We start from the raw sequence: 25,604 nt of genomic DNA on the forward strand, positions 1-25,604 counted from the left end.
GACAATCGCCGCTTACCGACAGGCATGCGCTTCTGCTAAAATGCGCCGCCTTATCTGTCCGTAGGCTGAACTGTGCCATTTACCTGGGTTGACTGGGCGATCGTTGCAATCATCGCCATCTCCGCTTTGATCAGTTTGAGCCGTGGCTTCGTCAAAGAAGCACTGTCGCTGCTCACCTGGATCATCGCAGGAGTCGTAGCCTGGCTGTTTGGTGGCTCATTGTCACAGTACCTCGCCGGATACATCGAAACACCTTCGGCTCGCGTGATCGCGGGCTGCGCCATCATGTTTGTCGCCACCCTGCTGGTAGGCGCAATGATCAACTATCTTATCGGCGAACTGGTTCGCGTCACCGGCCTGTCCGGGACCGACCGTTTCCTCGGCACGGCCTTCGGCGCGGCGCGTGGCGCGTTGCTGGTGGTCGTGGCGGTCGGGCTATTGAGTCTGGGCCCGGTACAGCAGGACGCGTGGTGGCAGGAGTCACAGCTCGTGCCAAAATTTCTATTGGTTGCAGACTGGTCCAAAAACCTGATCCTTGGGTGGAGCAGTCAGTGGCTTGCCAGCGGTATCAGCGTACCCGCTGAAATACCGTTCAAGGAACACCTCTTGCCGATGGCCAAAACGCCTCAGTGAGTTGTGTTCAGTTCAGATCCATTAAGTAGGGGTTGCGTCGCATGTGTGGCATCGTCGGTATCGTCGGTAAGTCGAACGTCAATCAGGCGCTGTATGACGCGCTAACCGTCCTCCAGCACCGCGGCCAGGACGCTGCCGGTATCGTGACCAGCCATGACGGCCGGTTATTCCTGCGCAAGGACAACGGCCTGGTCCGTGATGTATTCCATCAACGGCATATGCAGCGCCTGGTCGGACACATGGGCATTGGCCATGTGCGTTACCCGACCGCGGGCAGTTCGACTTCGGCCGAAGCTCAACCGTTTTACGTCAACTCGCCCTATGGCATCACCCTGGCGCACAACGGCAACCTGACCAACGTTGAACAGCTGGCCAAGGAGATTTACGAATCTGACCTGCGCCACGTCAACACCAACTCCGACTCGGAAGTCCTGCTCAACGTGTTCGCTCACGAGCTGGCCCAGCGCGGCAAGTTGCAGCCAACCGAAGAAGACGTGTTCGCCGCGGTGACCGATGTGCACAACCGTTGCGTCGGCGGTTACGCGGTCGTTGCGATGATCACCGGTTATGGCATCGTCGGTTTCCGTGACCCGAACGGCATCCGTCCGATCGTCTTCGGTCAGCGTCATACCGACGAAGGCGTCGAGTACATGATCGCCTCCGAAAGCGTTTCCCTGGACGTGCTCGGCTTCACCCTGATCCGCGACCTGGCGCCGGGCGAAGCGGTCTACATCACCGAAGACGGCAAGCTGCACACCCGTCAGTGCGCGACCAACCCGAAACTCAGCCCCTGCATCTTCGAGCACGTCTATCTGGCGCGCCCGGATTCGATCATCGACGGGGTTTCGGTGTACAAGGCTCGCCTGCGCATGGGTGAGAAACTCGCCGACAAGATCCTGCGCGAGCGTCCGGATCACGACATCGACGTGGTCATCCCGATCCCGGACACCAGCCGCACTTCGGCACTGGAACTGGCTAACCACCTGGGCGTCAAGTTCCGCGAAGGGTTCGTGAAGAACCGCTACATCGGCCGGACCTTCATCATGCCGGGCCAGGCTGCACGGAAAAAGTCCGTACGCCAGAAGCTCAATGCAATCGAGCTCGAATTCCGCGGCAAGAACGTGATGCTGGTGGACGACTCCATCGTTCGCGGCACCACCTGCAAGCAGATCATTCAGATGGCCCGTGAAGCGGGTGCGAAGAATGTCTACTTCTGCTCGGCAGCCCCGGCGGTTCGCTACCCGAACGTCTATGGTATCGACATGCCAAGCGCTCACGAGCTGATCGCGCACAATCGCACCACCCAGGACGTCGCGGATCTGATCGGCGCTGACTGGCTGGTCTACCAGGACCTGCCGGACCTGATCGAAGCGGTCGGCGGCGGCAAGATCAAGATCGAGAACTTCGACTGCGCGGTGTTCGACGGCAAGTACGTGACCGGTGACATCGACGAGGCTTACCTGAACAAGATCGAGCAGGCGCGCAACGACGCCTCCAAGGTCAAGACTCAGGCCGTCAGCGCGATCATCGACCTGTACAACAACTGATTTGCAATAAAAAACTAAGGAGTAGGCAGCATGAGTCAGGATTGGGATGCCGGTCGGCTGGACAGCGACCTCGACGGCGTAGCTTTCGATACCCTGGCCGTGCGCGCCGGTCAGCATCGTACGCCGGAAGGCGAGCACGGTGATCCGATGTTCTTCACCTCCAGTTACGTGTTCCGCACGGCCGCCGATGCGGCTGCGCGGTTCGCCGGTGAGGTGCCGGGCAACGTCTATTCGCGTTACACCAACCCGACAGTGCGGGCGTTCGAAGAACGCATCGCCGCGCTGGAAGGTGCCGAGCAAGCGGTCGCCACTGCCACTGGCATGGCGGCGATCCTCGCGGTGGTGATGAGCCTGTGCAGCGCCGGCGACCACGTGCTGGTGTCGCGCAGTGTGTTCGGCTCGACCATCAGCCTGTTCGACAAGTATTTCAAGCGTTTTGGTATCGAAGTCGATTACGTGCCCCTGGCGGAGTTGTCCGGCTGGGATGCGGCGATCAAGGCCAATACCAAATTGCTCTTCGTTGAGTCACCCTCCAACCCGCTGGCCGAGCTGGTGGACATCACGGCATTGTCCGAGATCGCCCATGCCAAGGGCGCTATGCTGGTGGTCGACAACTGCTTCTGCACCCCGGCGCTGCAACAGCCATTGAAGCTGGGTGCGGACGTGGTGGTGCATTCGGCCACCAAGTTCATCGATGGCCAGGGCCGTTGCATGGGCGGTGTGGTCGCCGGTCGCAGCGAGCAGATGAAAGAAGTGGTGGGTTTCTTGCGTACCGCCGGCCCGAGCCTGAGTCCGTTCAATGCCTGGATCTTCCTCAAGGGCCTGGAAACCTTGAGCCTGCGTATGCGGGCTCATTGCGCCAATGCGCAGATCCTGGCCGAGTGGCTGGAGCAGCAGGACGGTATCGAGAAAGTGCATTACGCCGGTCTCAAGAGCCATCCGCAGCATGAACTGGCCCTGCGTCAGCAGCGCGGTTTCGGTGCGGTGGTGAGTTTCGAGGTCAAGGGCGGCAAAGACGGCGCCTGGCGCTTTATCGATGCCACCCGATTGATCTCGATCACGGCCAATCTCGGTGACAGCAAAACCACCATCACCCACCCGGGCACCACCTCCCACGGCCGTCTGGCGCCGCAAGAGCGTGAGGCGGCGGGGATTCGTGACAGCCTGATCCGGATTGCAGTCGGTCTGGAAGATGTCGGCGACTTGCAGGCGGATCTGGCGCGCGGGCTGGCGGCCTTGTGATCGAGTTGGGCACGCACATGGGGAACACCCATGGTCGTGTCGCGCTGGTCACCGGTGCGGCGCGTGGCATTGGTCTGGGGATTGCGGCCTGGCTGGTCAGCGAAGGCTGGCAGGTGGTGCTGACGGACCTGGATCGAGTGCGTGGTTCAAAGGTTGCCAGGGTTCTCGGTGACAGCGCCTGGTTCATCAGCATGGACGTGGCGGACGAGCAACAGGTCGCCCTGGGCGTTGCCGAGGTGCTTGGGCAGTTCGGGCGCCTGGATGCGCTGGTGTGCAATGCGGCGGTCGCCGATCCACACAACATTACCCTGGAAAGTCTTGATCTGGCTTACTGGAATCGCGTTCTGGCGGTAAATCTCGGTGGGCCGATGCTGCTGGCCAAGCACTGCGCGCCCTACCTGCGTGCTCACGCGGGGGCCATCGTCAATCTGGCCTCGACCCGGGCCGGGCAGTCGGAGCCTGATTCCGAGGCCTATGCGGCGAGCAAGGGTGGATTGCTGGCGCTGACCCATGCCCTGGCGATCAGTCTTGGTCCGGAAATCCGGGTCAATGCGGTCAGCCCCGGCTGGATCGATGCCCGAGACCCGTCTGTGCGTCGTGCCGAGCCGCTGACGGACGCAGATCATGCTCAGCACCCGACGGGCAGGGTAGGGACTGTGGAAGACGTAGCGGCGATGGTAGCCTGGCTGCTGTCGAAGAATGCAGGGTTTGTCACCGGTCAGGAGTTTGTGGTCGATGGCGGCATGACCAAGAAGATGGTCTACCTGTAGGCGCGCAGCTTGCTCGCGATGCGGTTCGTACGATGGAGGGCGAATGAAAGGCTGTCCCGGAAAGATGACTGATTTTGTCTTTTTCATAAAAACTTCAAGCAGGCTATTGACTTAGCTTCGATACCTGCGTAAATTTCGCGGCCTCAACGAAGCAAAGGGTGATTAGCTCAGCTGGGAGAGCATCTGCCTTACAAGCAGAGGGTCGGCGGTTCGATCCCGTCATCACCCACCACTTCTTGAGAGTTTTGCGAAAGCAAGACGGAAGCCGTCAAAAGCCTCCACCGACGCGCAGCGGTAGTTCAGTCGGTTAGAATACCGGCCTGTCACGCCGGGGGTCGCGGGTTCGAGTCCCGTCCGCTGCGCCATATTTTCCAGATCGGGTTTGCCCGGTTTGAGATTGAAAAGCCTCGAAGCTTTCCAGTCAGACGATTTCAAAAGTTCAAATGGACGCAAGTCCAAGCGATACGCAGCGGTAGTTCAGTCGGTTAGAATACCGGCCTGTCACGCCGGGGGTCGCGGGTTCGAGTCCCGTCCGCTGCGCCATATCTGCCTCAAGGCCCACTGAACGCCTTGAAGCTACGAAGAAAGCCACTGGCTTCTTCTGATTGATAGCAAAGACCCTGGTCGAAAGACCGGGGTTTTTTGTATCTGGAATTTGGCCGCAGCCTGCGGCATTGCAGGTGCGCGCGGTCGGCGTAGGAGCTGGCGTAGCCTGCGATCTTTTCTGCGGGTGCCGTCATCGTAAAGATTAAAAGATCGCAGCCTCGTTTCACTCGGCAGCTCCTACGCAGCTCCTACGCAGCTCCTGCGCAGCTCATACGCAGCTCATACGCAGCTCTTACGGAGTCAGAAGCCGTATTTGTCTCGCAAGCCGTAATACCAGGCACCTAATGCGGCGAATGGCGTGCGCAGCAATTGTCCGCCAGGGAACGGGTAGTGCGGCAGGTCGGCGAAGGCGTCAAAACGCTCTGCCTGGCCGCGCAGGGCTTCGGCCAGGACTTTGCCTGCCAGGTGCGTATACGTCACGCCATGGCCGCTACAGCCTTGCGAGTAGTAGATGTTGTCGCCCAGGCGTCCGACTTGGGGAAGGCGCGACAGGGTCAGCAGGAAATTGCCGGTCCAGGCGTAATCGATCTTCACATCCTTGAGCTGCGGGAAGGCCTTGAGCATCTTCGGTCGAATGATCGCTTCGATGTTCGCCGGATCCCTCGCGCCATACACCACGCCACCGCCGAAAATCAGCCGCTTGTCGCCCGAGAGGCGGTAATAGTCGAGCAGGTAATTGCAGTCTTCGACGCAGTAGTCCTGCGGCAGCAGGTTTTTAGCCAGTGCATCACCCAGAGGTTCGGTAGTGATGACCTGGGTGCCGCATGGCATCGACTTGGCTGCCAGCTCCGGAACCAGATTGCCCAGGTAGGCGTTGCCGGCGACGATGATGAACCTGGCCCGGACTTTACCCTGGGGCGTATGCACCACCGGATTGGCCCCGCGCTCGATGCGGATGGCCGGCGACTGCTCATAAATAGTCCCGCCCAGCGACTCCACTGCAGCGGCTTCGCCAAGAGCAAGATTGAGCGGGTGCATGTGCCCGCCACTCATATCGAGCATGCCTCCTATGTACTGATCACAGGCCACCACCTCGCGTATGCGGCGTTGATCGAGCAGTTCCAGCTGAGTGTGGCCGTAACGCTCCCAGAGGCGCTTCTGCGACTCCAGGTGGCCCATCTGCTTGTCGGTGATCGCGGCGAATACGCCGCCGTCCTTCAAATCGCACTGAATCTGATACTTGGCCACACGCTCACGAATGATCCTGCCGCCCTCGAACGCCATCCGCCCGATCAGTTGCGCCTGCTTGGGCCCGACGCTGCGCTCGATCACATCGATATCGCGGCTGTAGCTGTTGACGATCTGGCCGCCATTGCGACCCGAGGCACCGAAGCCGACCTTGGCCGCTTCCAGGACAGTCACCCGAAAACCGCTCTCCAGCAGAAACAGCGCACTGGAGAGGCCGGTATAGCCGGCACCGATCACACAGACGTCAGTCTCTACGTCATCCTGCAGCAATGGGCGCGGCGTTACCGCGTTAGCCGATGCAGCGTAATAGGAATCCGGGTAAGGGGTGTTCACCATTCCTGCAGCCTCTGTTTAATATATTTTACGAGTGACTCGATCCTACCTGAGTTGAAAATCGGCTGCCAGCCAGCGAAAAATCTTCTTTGTCGCACTGAAATTAAAAAATTCGCATATTCATAGGCTTAGCCGCAAAAAAGGTGTTGACACCCCTCCGGAATTCCGTAGAATGCCGCCTCACAGCAGGCACGTAGCTCAGTTGGTTAGAGCACCACCTTGACATGGTGGGGGTCGTTGGTTCGAGTCCAATCGCGCCTACCAAACAAAATCCGCTCTGCTGGGCGGTCTAGAAGGGCTCACCGAAAGGTGGGCCCTTTTTTGTTGTCTGTGATTTGCAAAACTTTTGCAAAGCCCCACTCAAAACGCCAATTCGGCGCCCACCTCCAGGTACCCGATTACATTTTCGTACACTCCACGACAATTGGTGCCGGCGGGAAGATGAAAAAGGTTTGGTTATGGAATACTTGCATAATAGTTATGGAACGCATCGGTTTGCAGCGTTCCAATCCCAAACTCCAGAAACCTATATACCCTGAATAGTCAGGTTTCTAACTTGCCAATATGATGGGCCAGAATTACCCACCATTAATCAAGAAGACCATAGTGGTTCTCTTTTCTTGACCTTGTCTCTGGCATTTTCCAGACGCCAAATATTTGCACTCGTGGGATGGATCGAAAAGCGATTGGCCTTAGCACGATTCATTCGTACGTGCGATTACAACCTCAGCCATAAATAACACAGCGTCCAACTAGAGCAAGTGGCGAGGAGAGCTACAACCCGACAAAAGACAAAAAACTGACAACAAAAAACAGTCATATTCTCCCTATAAGTCGGTGATACATCATGATCAAGATCATGGCCTACTTTTTAATAGGAGTTGTAACTGCAGGATGCAACGGCATAGTAAAACCCGACTTTTCGGGGGCTACTGACAATTCGTACTTTATCGTCTACTCAGGCTTTCCTTTGCCGTATCTCTATATGGCCTCGGCCGTGCAATGGAACGATGACTACGCCGTCACCACCCGCCACACCCCGCTTATCCCCAACGTGAAATATAGTTGCAGCACAGGCTGCGACCTCGTCTTCATCCAGCACAAGTCCAACGGCCGCTACCCATCATGGCGTGCGCCGCGTGTGGGCGAGAACATAACGGCCGTGGGGGTGAGCCCTTACCTGGTGACCACCACCGGGAAAGGCAAGGTGTATCAAACGCCTTTCGTCAAAACCGATGAAGACAGCGGCGATCTTTATGCTATCCATGATGCTCCGTTGACCAAGGGGATGTCAGGTGGGCCAGTTATCGCCAGTGACGGCAGTATTGTCGGCATCAATATCGGTTTCTACTCCACTACACTGCACGATGTGAGCTTTCACCCCGGCGTAAAAGGCGCAGAGAGGATTAGTATCTTTATCCCTTACTCGATCATTCAGCGTGAGTGGGGGCTATTGCAGGCACAGCTTAACGATCCGCACGGCACGAAATACGCCGCGAAGTAGCTTTCAAAAATCCGCTCTGCCGGGCGGACTGGAAGGGTCAATTGGAACGGTTGGCCCAGCTGGGCTTCAGGTCTTTCAGCGGCTCGATAGATGCTGGATCAGGAGCGGTTGTTCTGCATTCGCCGCTCGTCAACTCAATCGCACCTCACTCTCAATCCCGACTTCAAACCTGTACGGCCCAGAATTGCTGGACCTCTATCTATAGTGAGGTGCGTATGGCTACCGATTCGAGTTTTCAGGACAAGAAGATGCAAGGCTCTGTTCCTCCCAAGCCAGAGTCGGGGACAGACAAGCCAACGATAGATCCTGAACGTCCCGGCAAATACGATCCGCTGCGCCGCCCGGACGAAGCATCGAAGGGGCGCCCGGAAGATTGGAAAGACCCCGCTGACATGGATCTGCCGGCGGCCGATGAACAGACACCGCTATCTGATGACAGGCGGTAAGTACGAAAGCCCGGCCAGCGAGTCGGGCTTTTTCTTACCCAGGAAAACGCATCCACGGTTGCCAGGGGGAACCCCCTGAGACTGATCAGTCGGTAAACCTCTGGTCTGACGCGTTCTAAATAGTCACTTGGCAGGAATGGCGTGACCTGCGGGTCGAGGCTGATCAGGTTTATTTGCGAGCCGTTGCAGGTGACGATTTCACTCTGAGGGCCAGAATAGAAAGATCTGCCCGTTAGCAAGAGGTGCAGAGCGCACGGTTGATTTTGCACCGACAAAAAAAAAAGAGCCTCAGGGCTCTTTGATGGGGAAAAAGAAGAGCCGAAGAGGCTCAAGTTGCGCGTGAAGCGAATGGCGGGCTTGGTAGGCGTTCAGAACACTCGCCACCCACGCAGTTGCCAGGGTACTTAAGCAACTGCGTAAAACTATCGTAGGAAGGTGAGGTTTTTTGTTCAAGTGCCGTTAATCGCACGGAGCGAGCAGGCAAAGGACTGTGATGATGCGTGTGTCGAGTCCTGAAACAGTTTAGCAGCTCCTGGCGGCTGCTTCGCAAAACCACAGGTTATGGACTACTACTGACAAGCCTATTTCTTACGTCACTGAACGGAGACTCAAGTAGATGCTCATGCACTGGTTTCTTGCGGCAATCCATCTCTTGGCTTTCGCACTGGCGTTGGCGGCGGTCGTGGCGCGGGGTACGGCGCTGCGCCGGATCACCGAAGACGTCGGGCAGCTGCGCAGGGTTTTTCTGGCCGACAGTCTATGGGGAATCTCGGCCGTGGTGCTGCTACTCACGGGCGGCCTTCGCGCATTCGCCGGTTATGAGAAGGGTACGGACTACTACCTGCACCAACCGCTGTTTCATCTGAAGATGACTTTGTTTGTCTTCATCCTGTTGCTGGAGATTGCGCCGATGATCAGCCTGATCAAATGGCGGATCGCCTTGAGCCGAGGCGCGGCGATCGATACCGGGCGGGCAACACTGTTTGCCCGGATCAGTCATATCGAGGCATTGCTGGTGGTACTCATGGTGGTAGCGGCGAGCGGCATGGCCCGTGGCGTGGTGTTCGCTTAGCGGGGGGGTGTGAGGCTTCGCAGGTGTGCAAGTACCGGATCATCCGCGAGCAAAAAGACGGAGTGTTTTTCTCTCGGAGTGTATGACCATATTTTGACTCCTTGCCGTCATCAGATTCGGAAACTTCCGACGTTCAGCGCGCTCAGGCGTTGCTAGTATCGACTCAAGGGTTTTTTGCTGTGTCGCAGGGAAGGGGCATGTCGATATCGTCCATGGCAGTTCTGGTTTGCAAGTTCTGGACTGAATGGTTTGTTGCTGGCGGTGACGAGTGGAACCTGCGCCGCGGCCAAACGGGAGGAAAGAGCTGAAATCAAGGCATGACGAGTCGAACGAGCGTAAAGGTTTTTCGCCAGCCATTGCTGTGGAATCAAGGGCTGGCTACTGACGAGGCTCAGGGCGTCTCGCGTTTGTCCGGGGCAGTCAGGCCCGCCTGGATACGCTGATAGATTTCTTCGCGATGAACTGCGACGTCTTTCGGGGCGTTGATGCCAATCCTGACTTGTTGGCCGCTTACGCCCAGAATGGTGATCGTAATATCGTCACCGATGTTTATGCTTTCACCGACTTTGCGGGTGAGTATCAGCATGATCTTCTCCTTGATTTTTTGGTAGGGGTACCTGATTCAGACAATGCAGATGTCGGTGGTACGTATAGATTACTGCGAAGTGACACTGTGTGGATGCCTCTTTCTGACGCGTAGCCGCGCTATTAATTCCCAAGGTGCAACTATACAGAGCCGATAAACATCATTCTCGTATTTTAGAGCGTGTTTGCGGGGGCGTAGGACTGAAAGTGGGTGGTAAAATCCCCGACTTGAATTCTTGAGGGGAAGGCTGTGCGTAAACTGGCGATTGGAATGGCGTTGTTGGTGCTGGCAGGGTGTGGTGAAGGCACCAACATGGAGCACAAGGTTGCCTCGTCGGCGGCGCCTGCTGCGCAAACTCCTGCGACCGCGACAGCGCCTCAGTGGAATGTCGAGGTCAAGGGCGACACCTTGCTGGCGGTGAGCGATCTGACCGGCTGGTTGCTCGAACACGGTTTCGTTTCCAGTGTGATCAAGGACGGCGCTGCACAGCGGGTCTTGATCGGCCCGTTCAGCTCCAGGGCGGAAGCTGAAGCCAGGCAGGTAGAACTGACTGCAAGCCTGGTCCGGGCAAAAAAACGCAATATCGTGTCAGAGGTGGTTGAGCATCCAGTGGCTCAGTGACCCGTTGCCCCTGTAGGAGCCGCCCCCCGGTCACGGAAAGAAAAAAGGCCTCGAGACAGTATTGTTCGAGGCCTTTTTGCGTTTCTGCAATGGCTCAACCGCAGGCTTTCAAATCCACCGGGCCGACGAACTCGTTGCCACGTCCCATCACGCAGGCCACGCTTTGATTGCGTTGACGTTCCCAGTTCTGCACCGGATAGGTTTTACTCCAGGCTTCGTAGAGTTGGCGGTCCTGTTTCGACAACCGCAAGCTGTACTGTTTGCTCATGTAGAAGTAGGTGCGGGCGATCATGCCGCGAATGGATGGGCGGGGCATGACCTTCCTGGCCTTGAAATCGACCTGGGTCAGGCATGAACCGTACTGCCCGGGTTGCGCGGGAAGCCAGCCAAAACTGAAATTGCTGCGATCCCCATTCACTTCGCCGATGCTCGGCACCAGGTTGTGCAAGTCTGCCTCGGCACGCTGGTAGGTCGGATCGGTGCGGGTGCAGTTCTTGCGGCCGCCTTCTTGCCAGCATTGGCGTTGGTGGCCGATATGCCAGGCCGGGACAATATGCTCCCACTCGATGCGTGCCGCGCGGTTGGCATTCTTGCGCGGTACATATCCACAGGCCGCGAGGTCGACTCGGTTGCCGGTGTATTTGCAGCCGCAGTAGAACTCGGTGGATTGCGGAGCATACAGCTTCCAGGCGACTTTCTTGGCTTCGTTGAAGGTGCGTGGGGCGGCGGCCTGGGCGCTCAAGGCGCCGAGCAGACAGACCAGGACAAGTAGACGGACAATCATTGAGTCAATCTTCCTTTGGCACGATCCAGAAAATCTGCACCCCACCATCGTCCCGGTAGGCGAGGGTGACGTTGTCGTTCTCGGCGATTTCCTCCAGCAGTTGCTCCCACTCGTCCACCGGTTCGTCCGGGAGCCGAAAGATCAATGCGGCTTTGGCCTTCTGTGCGTTGGGAGAATTGATGATCTTCTGAACGCGCAAACCGAGTCGTTCATAGGAACTTGGAGGGGTAGTCGCTGCTGCTGGGGTAGTGGCCACGGAAGATTCCTTATTAAGCTGTACGTGCATACAGTATTTAACTGTAGGCAATTTCGCAACTGCTTAAAATTCAAGAGGTTCTTCTGACAGCGATTTATCCAGTTTGGTGTGTGGTCCAGGGATTTTTTTACGGCCGGGCGAGACGCATTGACGGGGGACGGGGCGGGGGCGAGAAGGCTGTTGCAGAGCCACTGGCGAGTGGTCGTTACCGTGGTCCGGTCAGCATTGGTATCTACACATCTCGTTGGCCGAACACTCTACCTGTGGCGAGGGAGCTTGCTCCCGCCGGCCGGCCCGCGTTCGGGCGCAGCAGTCGTAAAATCAGTCGACTCGGTACTAACGGTTAGATTGAGTCGCCTGATTTGGGACCGCTTCGCGGACGAGCGCGCCCCCGGTCCAGCGGGAGCAAGCTCCCTCGCCACAGTATTCGGCAGCTTTAAAAATGTGTAGATACCTATGCCCAGTCAGGGAAGACCGGGCGAAGGGTGAATCAATACTCCCAGAACATGCGTTGCAGTTCTTTGCTGTCCTGGGTCTTGGTCAGCGCGACCATCGCCAGGATCCGGGCTTTTTGCGGGTTCAGGTCATTGGCAACCACCCAATCGTATTTGTCGTCAGGCTGTTCTGCGTTGCGCAGGACAAAACCACCGGCATTGACGTGGGACGAACGGATGATCTGCACGCCATCCTTGCGCAGTGCCTGCAAGGATGGAACCACGCGGGAGGACACGGAACCGTTGCCAGTGCCAGCGTGGATGATGGCTTTGGCGCCGGATTGAGCCAGGGATTTGTACGCGGTGTCGCTGACATTGCCGTAGGAGTAAGCGATTCCGACGTCAGGCAGGCTCTTGATGGTTTTGATGTCGAATTCCGAAGCCATGGTGTGGCGCTTGGCAGGCAGGCGGAACCAGTAGGATTTGCCTTCGACCACCATGCCCAGCGGGCCCCAGGCGCTCTTGAAGGCTTCGGTCTTGATGTTGATCATTTTGCTGACATCGCGACCCGACTGAATTTCGTCGTTCATGGTCACCAGGACGCCTTTGCCGCGAGCATCCTTGCTGCTGGCGACCGCGACGGCGTTGTACAGGTTGAGCATGCCATCAGCAGACATCGCGGTACCTGGGCGCATCGAGCCGACGACGATGATCGGTTTGTCGGTTTTTTCCACAAGGTTGAGGAAATAAGCAGTTTCTTCGAGGGTGTCGGTGCCGTGAGTGATGACGATGCCATCGACGTCTTTGCTATCGGCCAGTTCGGCGACGCGGCGACCCAGTTGCAGCAGGTTATCGTTGGTGATGCTTTCCGAAGCGATCTGCATGACCTGTTCGCCACGCACATTGGCCAACTGGCTCAGCTCGGGCACACCGGCGATCAACTGCTCGATACCGACTTTGGCCGCTTGATAGGTGGCGCTGTTGGCAGCGCTGGCTCCGGCGCCGGCGATAGTTCCGCCCGTGGCGAGGATCACCACGTTAGCCAGTTTCTGTTGGGTTTCGAGTTCTTTTGCTTGCAGGGCCGCAGGGAGCAGCAGCAGGAGGGCCAAAGCGCCCGGAACAAAGGTCTTGACGGCAGGTTTCATTATTTTCTCTCTTGTTGTAATGACGGTGCTGATGCAGGTTCATCCAGAAACACCCCGGGCCGATCCTGAATGCCGTGGGGTTCTGGAGAAGAGCAGGATCTGTACCAGTCGTAACCGGCCGGGAGAATTAATGTAATTATTTGATTTATAAGATTATTTTAAAAACGTCAGATTCTCTTTGATCGATCTGCGTCCGGTTTTCCGACGATATGGATAGCGGGCGTTCGGTTGACCGAAAACGCCTGCATAAACAACCTGCCTATCCTGCCTGGGGAGAGAGGAGGCAGTTTCAAGGAAAACTTTTTGTATCAGAACGCACGGCTCACACGCCCTTAAAGGCGTGTTCTCGTCGTTGACAAATGTCATCAGGATTCCCATAGTTCGATCTACGCAAACGTTTGCGCTTGTTACCCGAGGACTTGATCCTCCAGACCCGAAAATCTTTGTTTCACCCGCTAGCGTTGCTCACAAATAATCATAAGAACGGAGTGAACCCATGAAGCTGCCATTCGCTGGACGTCTTCTCGCTGTCGCTATGCTCGCAGCCGCATCCGCCGCGCTGCCGCTTTCCTCGGCCTTCGCCGAAACGGCTGAAAAACCCAAAGTCGCCCTGGTCATGAAATCCCTGGCCAACGAATTCTTCCTGACCATGGAAGATGGCGCCAAGGCCTACCAGAAAGAGCACTCCGCAGACTTCGAGTTGATTTCCAACGGGATCAAGGATGAAACGGACACCGCCAACCAGATTCGCATTGTCGAGCAGATGATCGTTTCGAAGGTCAACGCGCTGATCATCGCGCCGGCCGACTCCAAAGCCATGGTGCCGGTGATCAAGAAGGCGGTCGACGCCGGCATCACGGTGATCAACATCGATAACCAACTGGACCCGACGGTCGTCAAAAGCAAAAACATCAGCGTCCCGTTCGTAGGACCGGATAACCGCAAGGGTGCCCGTCTGGTCGGTGAGTATCTGGCCAAGGAGCTGAAGGCCGGAGACGAAGTCGGCATCATCGAGGGTGTTTCCACCACGACCAATGCCCAGGCGCGGACCGCGGGCTTCAAGGATGCGATGGAAGCGGCGCAGATCAAAGTCGTGTCCCTGCAATCCGGTGACTGGGAAATCAACAAAGGTAACCAGGTCGCCTCCTCGATGCTGAGCGAATACCCGAACCTCAAGGCCCTGCTGGCCGGCAATGACAGCATGGCAGTGGGCGCTGTTTCCGCGGTGCGCGCAGCAGGCAAGGCGGGCAAGGTGAAGGTGGTCGGTTACGACAACATCAACGCCATCAAACCCATGCTCAAAGACGGTCGTGTGCTGGCGACCGCAGATCAGTTTGCTGCGAAACAGGCGGTATTTGGTATCGAAACCGCGCTGAAGATCTTGAAGGGTGAGAAGGTCGAGGGCGGCACCCATGGCGTGATCGAAACTCCGGTCGAACTGGTCACCCAATAGTTCCCCAGGCGGCACAATGGCGCTCGTCCATCCGGGCGGGCGCATGGAGAGTTTCTTATGTCAGTTTTCGCCCCGAACGCGGTCCTCTCGGTCAGCGGTATCGGCAAGACTTATGCTCAACCGGTGCTGACCGACATCGACCTGACATTGATGCGCGGTGAAGTGCTGGCGCTGACCGGTGAAAACGGCGCAGGCAAAAGTACCCTGTCGAAAATCATTGGCGGGCTGGTCGCGCCGACCACCGGCCAGATGCAGTTCCAGGGGCAGGATTACCGTCCCGCCAGCCGCGCGCAGGCCGAAGACCTGGGGATCCGCATGGTCATGCAGGAACTCAACCTGCTGCCGACCTTGTCCGTCGCCGAAAATCTATTTCTCGACAATCTGCCCAGCCGTGGCGGCTGGATCAGTCGCAAGCAATTGCGCAAGGCGGCCATTGAAGCGATGGCTCAGGTCGGGCTGGATGCGATTGATCCGGATACGCTGGTCGGCGAGCTGGGCATAGGTCATCAGCAGATGGTCGAGATCGCCCGCAACCTGATTGGCGATTGCCATGTGTTGATCCTCGATGAGCCGACCGCGATGCTCACCGCTCGCGAAGTCGAAATGCTCTTCGAGCAAATCACTCGCCTGCAAGCGCGTGGGGTGGCGATCATTTACATCTCCCATCGCCTGGAAGAACTGACCCGTGTCGCCCAGCGCATTGCAGTGTTGCGGGACGGTTGTCTGGTCTGCGTCGAGCCGATGGCCCATTACAACAGTGAACAACTGGTCAACCTGATGGTGGGTCGCACGCTTGGCGAACACATCGACCTGGGGCCACGGCAGATCGGCGCTGTGGCCTTGACGGTCACCGGGCTCAGCCGTTCCGACAAGGTCCTCGACGTTTCCTTCGAGGTGCGCAGCGGCGAGATCTTTGGTATTTCCGGGCTGATAGGGGCAGGGCGCACCGAGCTGTTGCGCCTGATCTTCGGTGCCGACGCGGCAGACAGCGGCAGCGTCGCGCTGGGTTCGCCGGCACAGGTAGTGAGCATTCGCTCGCCAGCCGATGCGGTCGGGCACGGGATTGCCTTGATCACTGAAGATCGCAAGGGCGAAGGCCTGCTGCTGACTCAATCGATCAGCGCCAATATCGCCCTGGGCAACATGCCGGTGATTTCCAGCACCGGCATCGTCAACGCTGCCGACGAGTCGGCCCTGGCCCAGCGGCAAATCGACGCCCTGCGCATTCGCAGTTCGGGCCCGGCGCAGCGGGTGTCCGAGCTGTCGGGTGGCAATCAACAGAAAGTGGTGATCGGCCGCTGGCTGGAGCGCGATTGTTCGGTGCTGCTGTTCGACGAGCCGACCCGCGGGATCGACGTCGGCGCCAAATTCGACATCTATGGCTTGCTGGGCGAATTGACCCGGCAGGGCAAGGCATTGGTGGTGGTTTCCAGCGATCTGCGCGAGTTGATGCTGATCTGCGACCGGATTGCTGTACTTTCCGCCGGGCGTTTGATCGAAACCTTCGAGCGCGACAGCTGGACTCAGGACGAACTGCTTGCTGCCGCGTTTGCCGGCTACCAAAAACATGATGCGTTGCTCAACGAAGCAGCGCCCAGGGATACCCCATGACAACTGTACCTTCTGCCAGCAAACGCACTGGCAACTATTACGGCCTGGGCACCTATCTGGGCCTGGCCGGTGCCTTGCTGGCGATGATTGCGCTGTTCTCGACCTTGAGCAGTCATTTTCTCTCCTATGACACCTTCAGCACCCTGGCCAACCAGATTCCGGATTTGATGGTATTGGCTGTCGGCATGACCTTCGTGTTGATCATTGGCGGTATCGACCTGTCGGTCGGGTCGGTGTTGGCGCTGGCCGCTTCGGCCGTCAGCGTGGCGATCCTTGGCTGGGGCTGGAGCGTGATGCCGGCCGCCCTGCTTGGCATGGCCGTCGCGGCACTGGCTGGTACCATCACCGGTTCGATTACCGTGGCCTGGCGGATTCCGTCGTTCATCGTGTCCCTGGGCGTGCTGGAAATGGCTCGCGGCGTGGCTTACCAGATGACCGGCTCGCGCACCGCCTATATCGGCGATGCGTTTGCCTGGTTGTCCAACCCGATAGCCTTCGGTATTTCGCCGTCGTTCATCATTGCCCTGCTGATCATCTTCATCGCGCAGGCAGTGCTGACGCGCACGGTGTTCGGGCGCTACCTGATCGGCATTGGTACCAATGAAGAAGCGGTGCGTCTGGCAGGTATCAATCCAAAGCCCTACAAGATCCTGGTGTTCAGTCTGATGGGACTGTTGGCCGGGGTGGCGGCGCTGTTTCAGATATCCCGCCTGGAAGCGGCGGACCCGAATGCCGGTTCCGGCCTGGAGCTGCAAGTCATCGCCGCGGTGGTCATCGGTGGCACCAGCCTCATGGGTGGGCGCGGTTCGGTCATCAGTACCTTTTTTGGCGTGCTGATCATCTCCGTGCTGGCGGCCGGTCTCGCGCAAATCGGCGCGACCGAACCCACCAAACGCATCATCACTGGCGCGGTCATCGTGGTCGCAGTGGTGCTCGATACTTATCGCAGTCAGCGCGCACGTCGGCGGGCATGAATCATGGCAACCATCAAAGATGTGGCAGCGCTGGCCGGAATTTCCTACACCACGGTTTCCCACGTGGTGAACAAGACCCGGCCAGTCAGTGAAGAAGTCAGGATCAAAGTCGAGGCGGCGATCAAGAGCCTGGACTACGTGCCCAGTGCCGTGGCCCGTTCGTTGAAAGCGAAAACCACGGCAACCATTGGTTTGCTGGTACCCAACAGCCTCAACCCGTACTTCGCCGAACTGGCCCGGGGCATCGAAGATTACTGCGAGCGTAACGGCTACTGCGTGATTCTGTGCAACTCCGACGACAACCCGGACAAGCAGCGCAGCTATCTGCGGGTGCTGCTGGAAAAACGCATCGATGGTTTGATCGTCGCCTCGGCCGGTGGTGACGCCAGCCTGGCTGCCGGTCTGGCCGCCGTACGCACGCCAATGGTAATAGTCGACCGCGGGCTGGAGGGGATCGATGCGGACATGGTGCGCATCGATCATGAATACGGCGCCTATCTGGCGACTCGCCACTTGCTCGACCTGGGCCACCGGGACATCGCCTGTATCGGTGGGCCGGCCCATACCAGCGTGGCGCAGATGCGTCTGGCCGGTTATTGCCGGGCGCTGAAAGAGGCAGGGGTGCAAGTGCCGCGGGAGCGGATGCTCGAGAGCGACTTCACCAGCACCGGCGGTTACAGCGCTGCCGTGACGTTGCTGGAAAAGAATCCGCCCAGCGCGATTTTCGCCGGTAACGACATGATCGGTATCGGCGTGTTACGTGCCGCGGCCGAGCGCAATATTCGTGTGCCGAGCGAGCTTTCGGTCATCGGCTTCGACGATATCCAGATGAGCCGTTATGTCTATCCGGCACTGACCACCGTGGGCCAGTCGATCCTCGAGCTGGGCGAGATGGCCGCGCAAGTCCTGTTGCGGCGGATCGCGACACCCCAACTGGCGACCGATCAGCGCATCGTGACCCCCAGCATTGTCTTGCGAGAGTCGACTGCGCCGCTGGCCGGCGTCTTCGACCAATACCGCTGAACCGAATTGATGAGTACTGATGTATGCCAGCAAAAGTAGTGGTAGTAGGCAGCCTGAACATGGACCTGGTGACCCGGGCCGAGCGGCTGCCGCGAGCCGGTGAAACACTGATCGGCGAGTCGTTTGCCACCGTGTCGGGCGGCAAGGGCGCCAACCAGGCCGTCGCTTCGGCCCGCCTTGGCGCGCAAGTGTCGATGATCGGCTGTGTTGGCGGCGATGGTTATGGCGAACACTTGCGAGCCGCGCTGCTGGCCGAGCAGATCGACTGCCAGGCCGTGACCACCGTCGAGGGTTCCAGTGGCGTCGCGTTGATCGTGGTCGACGACAGCAGCCAGAATTCGATTGTCATCGTCGCGGGCGCCAATGCTCGACTCATGCCCGAAGCGGTCAGCGCGTTCGACGCGGTGTTGCAGACGGCCGATGTGATCATCTGCCAGCTTGAAGTGCCGATGCAGACCGTCGGCTACACCCTCAAGCGCGGTCGGGAGCTGGGCAAGACCATGATTCTCAATCCAGCCCCCGCAAGCAGCCCGTTGCCGGCGGATTGGTATTCATCCATTGATTACCTGATTCCCAATGAAAGCGAGGCGTCGGCCCTGAGCGGCTTGCCGGTGGATTCGCTGGAAACCGCCGAAGCCGCCGCGAGTCGATTGATTGCGGCGGGGGCGGGCAAAGTCATTGTTACCCTCGGAGCCCAGGGTTCGCTGTTCGCCAACGGGAAGGGCTTCGAGCATTTCCCCGCGCCGAAGGTCAAGGCCGTCGACACGACAGCCGCGGGTGACACCTTCGTCGGTGGTTTTGCCGCGGCACTGGCGGCCGGCAAAAGCGAAGCCGAGGCCATACGCTTCGGCCAGATCGCAGCCGCGCTGTCGGTCACCCGGGCGGGCGCACAGCCGTCCATTCCAACCTTGTCCGACGTACAGGCCTTTAGCCCCTCATGAAAAAGACACCCTTGCTCAACATCGCCTTGTCGCGATTGATCGCCTCCCTCGGTCATGGCGATATTGTGGTGATCGGCGATGCCGGTTTACCCGTGCCACCCGGTGTCGAGTTGATCGACCTGGCACTGACCCAGGGCATTCCGGACTTCATCAGCACCTTGCAGGTCGTGCTCAGCGAAATGCAGGTGGAAAGCCATGTGCTGGCCGAAGAAATCCTCCTCAAGCAACCGCCCGCGCTGCAGGTGATTGACGAACTGACGGCCAACGCGGCATTGGGCCAGCGCCGGTTGCTCGATCACGAAGCATTCAAAACCCTCAGCCAACAAGCCCGCGCGGTGGTGCGTACCGGCGAATGTCAGCCGTACTGCAACATTGTGCTGGTCGCGGGCGTGACGTTTTAGACCGCTGCATTTCAGCCTGAATTCCTCACGCACAAGGAGTGCGCCATGCAACGCTATGCTCTGATATTTCAACACCTGATCCGGAGTCTGCTGCTTTTGTCATTGATCACCGCTACAAACGCCCAAGCGGCGGAAAAAATCGATCTGATCATCGACACCGATCCGGGGGCCGATGACGTCGTGGCCTTATTGTTTGCCCTGGCGTCCCCTGAGGAGCTGAGCATTCGCGCGCTGACGACCGTCGCCGGTAACGTGCGGCTCGACAAGACCTCGCGCAATGCGCGGCTGGCCCGTGAGTGGGCGGGGCGTGAAGACGTACCGGTGTATGCAGGGGCGCCGAAGCCCTTGTTGCGTACGCCGATCTACGCCGAGAATATCCATGGCAAGGAAGGCATCTCGGGTGTCACGGTGCACGAGCCCAAGGCCGGCCTGGCCGAAGGCAGCGCGATCAATTACCTGATCGACACCTTGCGCGCCGCCAAACCCCAGAGCATCACCATCGCCATGCTGGGTCCGCAGACCAACCTGGCGCTGGCGCTGATTCAGGCGCCGGACATTACCCAGGGCATCAAGGAAGTGGTGGTCATGGGTGGCGCGCATTTCAACGGCGGCAATATCACCCCGGTCGCCGAGTTCAATCTGTTCGCCGATCCGCAGGCTGCTGCAGTGGTCCTCAACAGCGGCGTCAAGCTGACCTACCTGCCGCTGGACGTGACCCACAAGGTGCTCACCAGCGAAGCGCGCCTGCAACAGATCGCCGCGTTGGGCAACCATGCCAGCAAGGTGGTGGGGGATATTCTCAACGAGTACGTCAAAGTCGATATGGAACATTACGGCATGTCGGGTGGCCCGGTGCATGACGCCACTGTCATCGCTTATCTGCTCAAGCCGCAGTTGTTCAGCGGCCGGCAGGTGAACATGGTGGTCGACAGCCGTGAAGGGCCAACCTTGGGCCAGACCATCGTCGACTGGCACGACGGTCTGAAGCAGGAAAAGAACGTGTTCTGGGTCGAGAGCGGCGATGCCCAGGGCTTCTTCGACTTGCTGACGGCGCGTCTGGCCCGCCTCAAGTAAGTTTCAGCCCCGTCGGTGCCAGCCAGCGGGGCGCTACTCCCTTTCCGGGTGTGGCGCGCCTATATGATTGCCTGGGTATTTCTCGAATATCTGCGCGATGAACACCTGGGCTGCCTGCGCCCCCAGTTCCTTGACCAACAGGTCGATACTGATGATCGCCAGCTCTTCCGGGCTGCCAGGGCTATAGGAACAGTGGCCCAGAGACCATTTGGCTTTGATGTCGGCGTCGATGCTTACGGTTGTCATGATGAACTCGCGAAGTCTGAATAGGCCGCCCAAGGCCTGGTCGTCGATCCGAGAGGTTTGGGCTGTGTCGAGTTAAACATCTTGCGAGGCTTTCCGCACTCCGACTTAGGCATGAGGGGAGGGCTATGCGACACTTGGGCTTTGAGAACTCATCAAGGACCGCGCTGTGCAGATCGATTTGAACACTCCTGACGGCTTGACCCTGGAGGCCGTGCGTCAGCTGCTGGCTTCGGCCTGCGACGATGAGCACACCCAGCTGCGGGTCACCAAGGGTGGTATCGCCTACATTTCTTCAGGTGTCGTCGGTGGGACCGATACCGAAGGTCTGTTGTTTCGTCTGGAAACCTGGGCGAAGGGCTCCGGTTATGTCGGTGCGGTCGCTGCCAGTGACGCGGTCTGGGTGATGCAGATTTACAACGCATTGAAGCAGAACTGGCCGAACCCTCCGTTCGACTACATCGACGTCTACTGAGTGCGTTATTCATATTCAGTCACGATTGAGTCGTGAAAACCCCGTGCCGGCTGAGGCAGACTGGAGCGCTGGATAGCTTGCGGGCAGGATGCCAGGGGTATTGTTGAAACCAACAGCCAAATCAGCTGTCGCACGATCTCTGCTTATTTTTTGAAAAGAAGGAGGCTTCATGCCTTGGAAGCTCGCGTCATTCGGTACCTTGTTGGCAGCAGTCATCCTGACCGGCTGCAGTACCGCCGAATCGGCAAAAGACCCTGTGGCGACCGAAACCGGACACAGCCGCTGTGAATCCGAAGCAGCGCAGTTCGCCATCGGCAAGAAAGCTTCGCCCGAGTTGCTGGAGCAGGCCCGTACGCGCTCGGGCGCGCAGAACGCGCGAATCCTCAAGCCGAACGACATGGTGACGCTGGAGTACCGCTCCGATCGCCTGAATCTCAATACCGATGCCAACCTGGTGATCACTCGCGTCAACTGCGGCTGATCGTTCCAGGCTTTTGTTGCGCCCATAAAAAACCCCGTCACATGGACGGGGTTTTTTTAGTGCGCCTGGAAATTACTCTGGGCGAACTTGAGCAGCTTGCATACCCTTTTGGCCTTTCTCAGCCACGAAGGAAACAGTCTGGCCTTCTTTCAGGCTTTTGAAACCGTCGCTTTCGATAGCTTTGAAGTGTACGAACAGGTCGTCACCGCCACCTTGAGGAGTGATGAAGCCGAAGCCTTTTTCATCGTTGAACCATTTTACGGTGCCGGTTTGGCGATTAGACATGGTGTATCTCCAAGAAACATATATTTTCAGTAGTGCTGTGCTGCTCAGGCCAACTGGGCACACCGGGGTATCATAGTCGAAATGTTCGACTTGGGAGCCCCCCGGACGTGCCGTTTGCCGATCAGTTGCGTTTTCTTTATCGCCTTGAGTGGCTGGAAGCCCCGATTTCAGGGGATTTCAGCCGAAAATAAAGAGGATAAAAAAAGCTGTAAAAGCTGGTTATTTTGTAGGGCAAAACTGTTTTTGAGGTCATTTCACCGGTAAAAAACCGTAGGAAAAGCTCATCGGGCGCTTATTTTTTCGGCACTTTGCAGGTCGAAATAGCCGCCAGTGCCTTGTTCGAAAGATCGACGCTGGCCTTGTTGTCCATCAGTGCCTGGAGGTCCTTTTCGGGATACGAGGCGATCTTGTCGGCACCGCAGGCGCAATGGGATTTGGCGGTGGCGGCGCTGATTCCCGGCTGGGAGCCCGCGGCCTGGGTGCACTGAGCCATGTATTTTTCACGCTCGCCCTTGGGCCATGCGGCATTGGCGGTCAGTGGCAGTAACAGGATGATGGGCGCAGCAATGGCGATAAAACGATTCAGACGCATGCTGGAATGCTCCTTGTGGTGATGGGTCGGAGTGCGGTTCTCTGTGTATCTGAGGCCTGAAGTGCAGCTCAAGTTCAGCACTCTTGCACAATATCCGGCGAATTACGCCAACGCGAGGGTACTGCGGCGCGACGACCGTTCATCTGTGCTAGCATGCCCGGCTTGAGTGTTTTCAGGCTCCGGATGGCATGTCGCCCCGGTAGCGGTCAGCACCCAGATAATCCTGATTTGAACTCCAGTCACTCTGGTTCGGTTTTCCGGTTGGCCGCAAGGCTCCTGCCGCTGTAAGGCAGGCGTTCGTTATTGAATGGCCTGGACTGAATCTTGTACTGGCTCATCCCAACCCACGTGACCTTTGGTAGGGGTCACCACTAGGAGAGGAGGCGCCATGCCAACTATTACTCTTCCCGACGGCAGTCAACGTTCATTCGATCATCCGGTTTCCGTAGCCGAGGTCTCTGCATCCATTGGTGCCGGTCTGGCCAAGGCCACCGTGGCCGGCAAGGTCAATGGCAAGCTGGTCGACGCCAGTGACATGATCGACAGCGACGCCACCCTGCAAATCATCACGCCAAAGGATGAAGAGGGGCTGGAGATCATTCGCCACTCTTGCGCCCACCTGATTGGCCACGCGGTCAAGCAGCTGTACCCGACAGCGAAGATGGTCATCGGTCCGGTCATCGATGAAGGCTTCTATTACGACATCGCCTACGAGCGTCCTTTCACTCCGGACGACCTGACGGCCATCGAACAGCGCATGCACCAGCTGATCGAGAAAGATTACGACGTGATCAAGAAAGTCACTCCGCGTGCCGAAGTGATCGACGTGTTCAGCGCTCGCGGTGAAGACTACAAGCTGCGCCTGGTCGAAGACATGCCGAACGAGCAGGCCATGGGCCTGTACTATCACGAAGAATACGTCGACATGTGCCGTGGTCCGCACGTGCCGAACACCCGCTTCCTGAAGTCCTTCAAGCTGACCAAACTGTCCGGCGCCTACTGGCGTGGCGATGCCAAGAACGAGCAATTGCAGCGCGTCTACGGCACTGCCTGGGCCGACAAGAAGCAGCTGGCGGCTTACATCCAGCGGATCGAAGAAGCTGAAAAGCGCGATCACCGCAAGATCGGCAAGCGCCTGGGCCTGTTCCACACCCAGGAAGAGTCGCCGGGCATGGTGTTCTGGCACCCGAACGGCTGGACTCTGTACCAGGTGCTCGAGCAGTACATGCGCAAGGTTCAGCGCGACAACGGTTACCTGGAGATCAAGACGCCTCAGGTCGTTGACCGCAGCCTGTGGGAGAAATCCGGGCACTGGGCCAACTACGCCGACAACATGTTCACCACTCAGTCGGAAAACCGCGACTACGCCATCAAGCCAATGAACTGCCCGTGCCACGTGCAGGTGTTCAACCAGGGCCTGAAAAGCTACCGCGAGTTGCCGATGCGCCTGGCCGAATTCGGTGCCTGCCACCGTAACGAGCCATCGGGCGCGCTGCACGGCATCATGCGCGTGCGTGCGTTCACTCAGGACGACGCCCACATCTTCTGCACCGAAGAGCAGATGCAGGCCGAATCCGCTGCGTTCATCAAGCTGACCATGGACGTTTATGCCGACTTCGGCTTTAAAGACGTCGAGATGAAACTGTCCACTCGTCCGGAAAAACGCGTCGGTTCCGACGAGCTGTGGGATCGCGCCGAAGCTGCACTGGCCGCAGCCCTTGATAGTGCGGGCCTGCCGTACGATCTGCAGCCGGGCGAGGGTGCTTTCTACGGTCCGAAGATCGAGTTCTCGCTGAAAGATTGCCTTGGTCGCGTCTGGCAGTGTGGTACCCTGCAGCTCGATTTTAACCTGCCAATCCGTCTGGGAGCCGAATACGTCTCCGAAGACAACAGTCGCAAGCACCCGGTTATGTTGCACCGGGCGATCCTCGGCTCCTTCGAACGTTTCGTCGGGATCCTGATCGAGCATTACGAGGGCGCGTTCCCTGCGTGGCTGGCTCCGACTCAGGCAGTGATCATGAATATCACTGATAAACAGGCAGATTTTGCCGCTGAGGTTGAAAAAACTCTCAATCAAAGCGGATTTCGTGCCAAGTCTGACTTGAGAAATGAAAAGATCGGCTTTAAAATCCGCGAGCATACTTTGCTCAAGGTTCCTTATCTCTTGGTTATCGGAGATCGGGAAGTCGAGATGCAGACTGTCGCTGTGCGTACTCGTGAAGGTGCTGACCTGGGCTCGATGCCCGTCGCCCAGTTCGCTGAGTTCCTCGCGCAAGCGGTTTCCCGGCGTGGTCGCCCAGATTCGGAGTAATTATTATTAAGCGTGAAATGAGACAAGATAAACGAGCTGCACCGAAAGCCCCGATCAACGAGAATATCTCGGCACGCGAGGTTCGGTTAATTGGGGCTGAAGGTGAACAGCTTGGGATTGTGTCAATTGAAGACGCGCTTCTTAAGGCTGAAGAGGCCAAACTGGATCTGGTGGAGATTTCCGCCGATGCAGTACCCCCTGTTTGCAAACTGATGGACTACGGCAAATCGATCTTCGAGAAGAAGAAACAGGTTGCCGCGGCCAAGAAAAACCAGAAGCAGATTCAGGTTAAAGAAATCAAGTTTCGTCCAGGGACGGAGGAAGGGGATTACCAGGTAAAACTGCGCAACCTGGTACGTTTCCTGAGTGACGGGGACAGGGCCAAGGTATCGTTGAGATTCCGCGGTCGTGAGATGGCCCACCAGGAGCTGGGGATGGAACTCCTCAAGCGGGTTGAAGCTGACCTGCTCGAGTACGGTTCGGTCGAACAGCATCCTAAGATGGAAGGACGCCAACTGATTATGGTCATCGCCCCGAAAAAGAAGAAATAACCACCAGGGCACGGCAGGCCTT

At 58.1% G+C, this 25,604-nt stretch carries 27 protein-coding genes and 4 tRNA genes; 23 read left to right on the forward strand and 8 right to left on the reverse strand.

Features of this window, described 5'->3' with window-relative positions; all coding sequences use genetic code 11:
* Positions 1-72: 72 nt before the first annotated feature.
* The 7 genes from AC3IUA_RS08405 (at position 73) to AC3IUA_RS08435 (ending at position 4,735) form a co-directional block, all read left to right on the forward strand.
* The gene (locus AC3IUA_RS08405; protein ID WP_489359969.1) at positions 73-633 is read left to right on the forward strand and encodes a CvpA family protein; all 561 of its coding nucleotides are present in this window, start codon (positions 73-75) and stop codon (positions 631-633) included.
* Positions 634-674: 41 nt separating this feature from the next.
* Positions 675-2,180 carry an amidophosphoribosyltransferase gene (gene purF / locus AC3IUA_RS08410; protein ID WP_489359970.1) on the forward strand — a complete coding sequence of 502 codons (1,506 nt, stop codon included), beginning with the start codon at positions 675-677 and terminating at the stop codon, positions 2,178-2,180.
* Positions 2,181-2,210: 30 nt separating this feature from the next.
* Positions 2,211-3,422, forward strand: coding sequence for an O-succinylhomoserine sulfhydrylase (locus AC3IUA_RS08415; protein ID WP_489359971.1), 1,212 nt, complete (start codon positions 2,211-2,213; stop codon positions 3,420-3,422).
* Between the two features lie 17 nt (positions 3,423-3,439).
* Positions 3,440-4,192, forward strand: a complete 753-nt coding sequence (locus AC3IUA_RS08420; RefSeq protein ID WP_489362277.1) for an SDR family oxidoreductase — start codon at positions 3,440-3,442, stop codon at positions 4,190-4,192.
* A gap of 156 nt (positions 4,193-4,348) precedes the next feature.
* Positions 4,349-4,424: transfer RNA gene (locus AC3IUA_RS08425), tRNA-Val, on the forward strand.
* Between the two features lie 56 nt (positions 4,425-4,480).
* A tRNA-Asp gene (locus tag AC3IUA_RS08430) sits at positions 4,481-4,557 on the forward strand.
* 101 nt (positions 4,558-4,658) lie between these two features.
* Positions 4,659-4,735 (forward strand) — tRNA-Asp (locus AC3IUA_RS08435).
* 303 nt (positions 4,736-5,038) lie between these two features.
* On the opposite strand, the gene AC3IUA_RS08440 is transcribed toward AC3IUA_RS08435, so the two are convergent.
* Complete coding sequence (locus AC3IUA_RS08440; protein ID WP_489359972.1) at positions 5,039-6,322, reverse strand: NAD(P)/FAD-dependent oxidoreductase; 1,284 nt, start codon at positions 6,320-6,322, stop codon at positions 5,039-5,041.
* 184 nt (positions 6,323-6,506) lie between these two features.
* Here AC3IUA_RS08440 and AC3IUA_RS08445 point away from each other — a divergent pair.
* The 4 genes from AC3IUA_RS08445 to AC3IUA_RS08460 all read left to right on the forward strand — a co-directional run bounded on the left by AC3IUA_RS08445 (position 6,507) and on the right by AC3IUA_RS08460 (position 9,341).
* Positions 6,507-6,583, forward strand: a tRNA-Val gene (locus AC3IUA_RS08445).
* Between the two features lie 583 nt (positions 6,584-7,166).
* On the forward strand, positions 7,167-7,823 hold the full coding sequence (locus tag AC3IUA_RS08450) for a trypsin-like peptidase domain-containing protein (RefSeq protein ID WP_489359973.1): 657 nt from the start codon (positions 7,167-7,169) through the stop codon (positions 7,821-7,823).
* 215 nt (positions 7,824-8,038) lie between these two features.
* The gene (locus AC3IUA_RS08455) at positions 8,039-8,269 is read left to right on the forward strand and encodes a hypothetical protein (RefSeq protein WP_489359975.1); all 231 of its coding nucleotides are present in this window, start codon (positions 8,039-8,041) and stop codon (positions 8,267-8,269) included.
* Between the two features lie 616 nt (positions 8,270-8,885).
* Positions 8,886-9,341: a DUF2214 family protein gene (locus tag AC3IUA_RS08460; protein ID WP_489359977.1), complete on the forward strand. Its 456-nt coding sequence runs from the start codon at positions 8,886-8,888 to the stop codon at positions 9,339-9,341.
* A 391-nt stretch (positions 9,342-9,732) separates the two neighbouring features.
* Here AC3IUA_RS08460 and csrA read toward each other — a convergent pair whose 3' ends face one another.
* Complete coding sequence (gene csrA / locus AC3IUA_RS08465; protein ID WP_007920550.1) at positions 9,733-9,927, reverse strand: carbon storage regulator CsrA; 195 nt, start codon at positions 9,925-9,927, stop codon at positions 9,733-9,735.
* Positions 9,928-10,176: 249 nt separating this feature from the next.
* On the opposite strand from csrA, the gene AC3IUA_RS08470 reads away from it, so the two are divergent.
* On the forward strand, positions 10,177-10,548 hold the full coding sequence (locus tag AC3IUA_RS08470; RefSeq protein ID WP_489359979.1) for an SPOR domain-containing protein: 372 nt from the start codon (positions 10,177-10,179) through the stop codon (positions 10,546-10,548).
* Positions 10,549-10,642: 94 nt separating this feature from the next.
* Here the strand turns inward: AC3IUA_RS08470 and AC3IUA_RS08475 are convergent, their stop codons facing one another.
* From AC3IUA_RS08475 to AC3IUA_RS08485, 3 genes are all read right to left on the reverse strand, one after another.
* Positions 10,643-11,332, reverse strand: a complete 690-nt coding sequence (locus tag AC3IUA_RS08475) for an endonuclease (protein WP_489359981.1) — start codon at positions 11,330-11,332, stop codon at positions 10,643-10,645.
* A 4-nt stretch (positions 11,333-11,336) separates the two neighbouring features.
* A complete protein-coding gene (locus AC3IUA_RS08480; RefSeq protein WP_489359983.1) occupies positions 11,337-11,618 on the reverse strand; it encodes a DUF1654 domain-containing protein in 282 nt (93 codons plus the stop codon).
* A 460-nt stretch (positions 11,619-12,078) separates the two neighbouring features.
* Positions 12,079-13,167 (reverse strand): asparaginase, encoded by a 1,089-nt coding sequence (locus tag AC3IUA_RS08485; protein ID WP_489359985.1) that lies wholly within the window; start codon positions 13,165-13,167, stop codon positions 12,079-12,081.
* 496 nt (positions 13,168-13,663) lie between these two features.
* Here AC3IUA_RS08485 and AC3IUA_RS08490 point away from each other — a divergent pair, with 496 nt between their 5' ends.
* From AC3IUA_RS08490 to AC3IUA_RS08520, 7 genes are read left to right on the forward strand one after another with little or no spacing between them, the layout of a single operon-like run.
* Positions 13,664-14,620: a sugar ABC transporter substrate-binding protein gene (locus tag AC3IUA_RS08490; protein WP_489359991.1), complete on the forward strand. Its 957-nt coding sequence runs from the start codon at positions 13,664-13,666 to the stop codon at positions 14,618-14,620.
* Between the two features lie 57 nt (positions 14,621-14,677).
* Positions 14,678-16,231, forward strand: coding sequence for a sugar ABC transporter ATP-binding protein (locus AC3IUA_RS08495; RefSeq protein ID WP_489359993.1), 1,554 nt, complete (start codon positions 14,678-14,680; stop codon positions 16,229-16,231).
* Positions 16,228-17,205: an ABC transporter permease gene (locus AC3IUA_RS08500; RefSeq protein ID WP_489359995.1), complete on the forward strand. Its 978-nt coding sequence runs from the start codon at positions 16,228-16,230 to the stop codon at positions 17,203-17,205. Before AC3IUA_RS08495 ends, AC3IUA_RS08500 begins: the two co-directional genes overlap by 4 nt.
* Positions 17,206-17,208: 3 nt before the next feature.
* Positions 17,209-18,228 carry a LacI family DNA-binding transcriptional regulator gene (locus tag AC3IUA_RS08505; RefSeq protein ID WP_489359997.1) on the forward strand — a complete coding sequence of 340 codons (1,020 nt, stop codon included), beginning with the start codon at positions 17,209-17,211 and terminating at the stop codon, positions 18,226-18,228.
* A gap of 23 nt (positions 18,229-18,251) precedes the next feature.
* A complete protein-coding gene (gene rbsK, locus AC3IUA_RS08510) occupies positions 18,252-19,169 on the forward strand; it encodes a ribokinase (RefSeq protein WP_489359999.1) in 918 nt (305 codons plus the stop codon).
* Positions 19,166-19,570 carry a D-ribose pyranase gene (gene rbsD / locus AC3IUA_RS08515; protein ID WP_489360001.1) on the forward strand — a complete coding sequence of 135 codons (405 nt, stop codon included), beginning with the start codon at positions 19,166-19,168 and terminating at the stop codon, positions 19,568-19,570. The genes rbsK and rbsD overlap by 4 nt, the downstream gene beginning before the upstream one ends.
* A gap of 45 nt (positions 19,571-19,615) precedes the next feature.
* Positions 19,616-20,644, forward strand: coding sequence for a nucleoside hydrolase (locus AC3IUA_RS08520; protein WP_489360003.1), 1,029 nt, complete (start codon positions 19,616-19,618; stop codon positions 20,642-20,644).
* A gap of 33 nt (positions 20,645-20,677) precedes the next feature.
* Here the strand turns inward: AC3IUA_RS08520 and AC3IUA_RS08525 are convergent, their stop codons facing one another.
* The gene (locus AC3IUA_RS08525; RefSeq protein ID WP_489360005.1) at positions 20,678-20,890 is read right to left on the reverse strand and encodes a hypothetical protein; all 213 of its coding nucleotides are present in this window, start codon (positions 20,888-20,890) and stop codon (positions 20,678-20,680) included.
* 166 nt (positions 20,891-21,056) lie between these two features.
* On the opposite strand from AC3IUA_RS08525, the gene AC3IUA_RS08530 reads away from it, so the two are divergent.
* Both AC3IUA_RS08530 and AC3IUA_RS08535 read left to right on the forward strand, forming a co-directional pair.
* Positions 21,057-21,362, forward strand: coding sequence for a hypothetical protein (locus AC3IUA_RS08530; RefSeq protein WP_489360006.1), 306 nt, complete (start codon positions 21,057-21,059; stop codon positions 21,360-21,362).
* A gap of 169 nt (positions 21,363-21,531) precedes the next feature.
* The gene (locus AC3IUA_RS08535) at positions 21,532-21,843 is read left to right on the forward strand and encodes an I78 family peptidase inhibitor (RefSeq protein ID WP_489360008.1); all 312 of its coding nucleotides are present in this window, start codon (positions 21,532-21,534) and stop codon (positions 21,841-21,843) included.
* A gap of 72 nt (positions 21,844-21,915) precedes the next feature.
* On the opposite strand, the gene AC3IUA_RS08540 is transcribed toward AC3IUA_RS08535, so the two are convergent.
* Both AC3IUA_RS08540 and AC3IUA_RS08545 read right to left on the reverse strand, forming a co-directional pair.
* Positions 21,916-22,128, reverse strand: coding sequence for a cold-shock protein (locus AC3IUA_RS08540; protein ID WP_003179963.1), 213 nt, complete (start codon positions 22,126-22,128; stop codon positions 21,916-21,918).
* 292 nt (positions 22,129-22,420) lie between these two features.
* On the reverse strand, positions 22,421-22,720 hold the full coding sequence (locus AC3IUA_RS08545; protein WP_489360010.1) for a hypothetical protein: 300 nt from the start codon (positions 22,718-22,720) through the stop codon (positions 22,421-22,423).
* A 388-nt stretch (positions 22,721-23,108) separates the two neighbouring features.
* Here AC3IUA_RS08545 and thrS point away from each other — a divergent pair, with 388 nt between their 5' ends.
* On the forward strand, positions 23,109-25,031 hold the full coding sequence (gene thrS, locus AC3IUA_RS08550; protein WP_489360011.1) for a threonine--tRNA ligase: 1,923 nt from the start codon (positions 23,109-23,111) through the stop codon (positions 25,029-25,031).
* Complete coding sequence (gene infC / locus AC3IUA_RS08555; RefSeq protein WP_170947229.1) at positions 25,031-25,582, forward strand: translation initiation factor IF-3; 552 nt, start codon at positions 25,031-25,033, stop codon at positions 25,580-25,582. Before thrS ends, infC begins: the two co-directional genes overlap by 1 nt.
* Positions 25,583-25,604: the final 22 nt, after the last annotated feature.

It is taken from the genome of Pseudomonas sp. KH_050 (assembly GCF_057838875.1).

Coding starts and splice junctions, on each gene's coding strand:
- AC3IUA_RS08535 (WP_489360008.1), top strand. CDS start 21,532: ATGCCTTGGAAGCTCGCGTCATTCGGTACCTTGTTGGCAGCAGTCATC.
- rbsK (WP_489359999.1), top strand. CDS start 18,252: ATGCCAGCAAAAGTAGTGGTAGTAGGCAGCCTGAACATGGACCTGGTG.
- AC3IUA_RS08415 (WP_489359971.1), top strand. CDS start 2,211: ATGAGTCAGGATTGGGATGCCGGTCGGCTGGACAGCGACCTCGACGGC.
- AC3IUA_RS08420 (WP_489362277.1), top strand. CDS start 3,440: ATGGGGAACACCCATGGTCGTGTCGCGCTGGTCACCGGTGCGGCGCGT.
- thrS (WP_489360011.1), top strand. CDS start 23,109: ATGCCAACTATTACTCTTCCCGACGGCAGTCAACGTTCATTCGATCAT.
- AC3IUA_RS08500 (WP_489359995.1), top strand. CDS start 16,228: ATGACAACTGTACCTTCTGCCAGCAAACGCACTGGCAACTATTACGGC.
- AC3IUA_RS08505 (WP_489359997.1), top strand. CDS start 17,209: ATGGCAACCATCAAAGATGTGGCAGCGCTGGCCGGAATTTCCTACACC.
- AC3IUA_RS08450 (WP_489359973.1), top strand. CDS start 7,167: ATGATCAAGATCATGGCCTACTTTTTAATAGGAGTTGTAACTGCAGGA.
- AC3IUA_RS08490 (WP_489359991.1), top strand. CDS start 13,664: ATGAAGCTGCCATTCGCTGGACGTCTTCTCGCTGTCGCTATGCTCGCA.
- AC3IUA_RS08460 (WP_489359977.1), top strand. CDS start 8,886: ATGCTCATGCACTGGTTTCTTGCGGCAATCCATCTCTTGGCTTTCGCA.
- csrA (WP_007920550.1), bottom strand. CDS start 9,927: ATGCTGATACTCACCCGCAAAGTCGGTGAAAGCATAAACATCGGTGAC.
- AC3IUA_RS08480 (WP_489359983.1), bottom strand. CDS start 11,618: ATGCACGTACAGCTTAATAAGGAATCTTCCGTGGCCACTACCCCAGCA.
- AC3IUA_RS08540 (WP_003179963.1), bottom strand. CDS start 22,128: ATGTCTAATCGCCAAACCGGCACCGTAAAATGGTTCAACGATGAAAAA.
- AC3IUA_RS08455 (WP_489359975.1), top strand. CDS start 8,039: ATGGCTACCGATTCGAGTTTTCAGGACAAGAAGATGCAAGGCTCTGTT.
- AC3IUA_RS08495 (WP_489359993.1), top strand. CDS start 14,678: ATGTCAGTTTTCGCCCCGAACGCGGTCCTCTCGGTCAGCGGTATCGGC.
- AC3IUA_RS08520 (WP_489360003.1), top strand. CDS start 19,616: ATGCAACGCTATGCTCTGATATTTCAACACCTGATCCGGAGTCTGCTG.
- AC3IUA_RS08485 (WP_489359985.1), bottom strand. CDS start 13,167: ATGAAACCTGCCGTCAAGACCTTTGTTCCGGGCGCTTTGGCCCTCCTG.
- AC3IUA_RS08545 (WP_489360010.1), bottom strand. CDS start 22,720: ATGCGTCTGAATCGTTTTATCGCCATTGCTGCGCCCATCATCCTGTTA.
- purF (WP_489359970.1), top strand. CDS start 675: ATGTGTGGCATCGTCGGTATCGTCGGTAAGTCGAACGTCAATCAGGCG.
- rbsD (WP_489360001.1), top strand. CDS start 19,166: ATGAAAAAGACACCCTTGCTCAACATCGCCTTGTCGCGATTGATCGCC.
- AC3IUA_RS08525 (WP_489360005.1), bottom strand. CDS start 20,890: ATGACAACCGTAAGCATCGACGCCGACATCAAAGCCAAATGGTCTCTG.
- AC3IUA_RS08440 (WP_489359972.1), bottom strand. CDS start 6,322: ATGGTGAACACCCCTTACCCGGATTCCTATTACGCTGCATCGGCTAAC.
- AC3IUA_RS08475 (WP_489359981.1), bottom strand. CDS start 11,332: ATGATTGTCCGTCTACTTGTCCTGGTCTGTCTGCTCGGCGCCTTGAGC.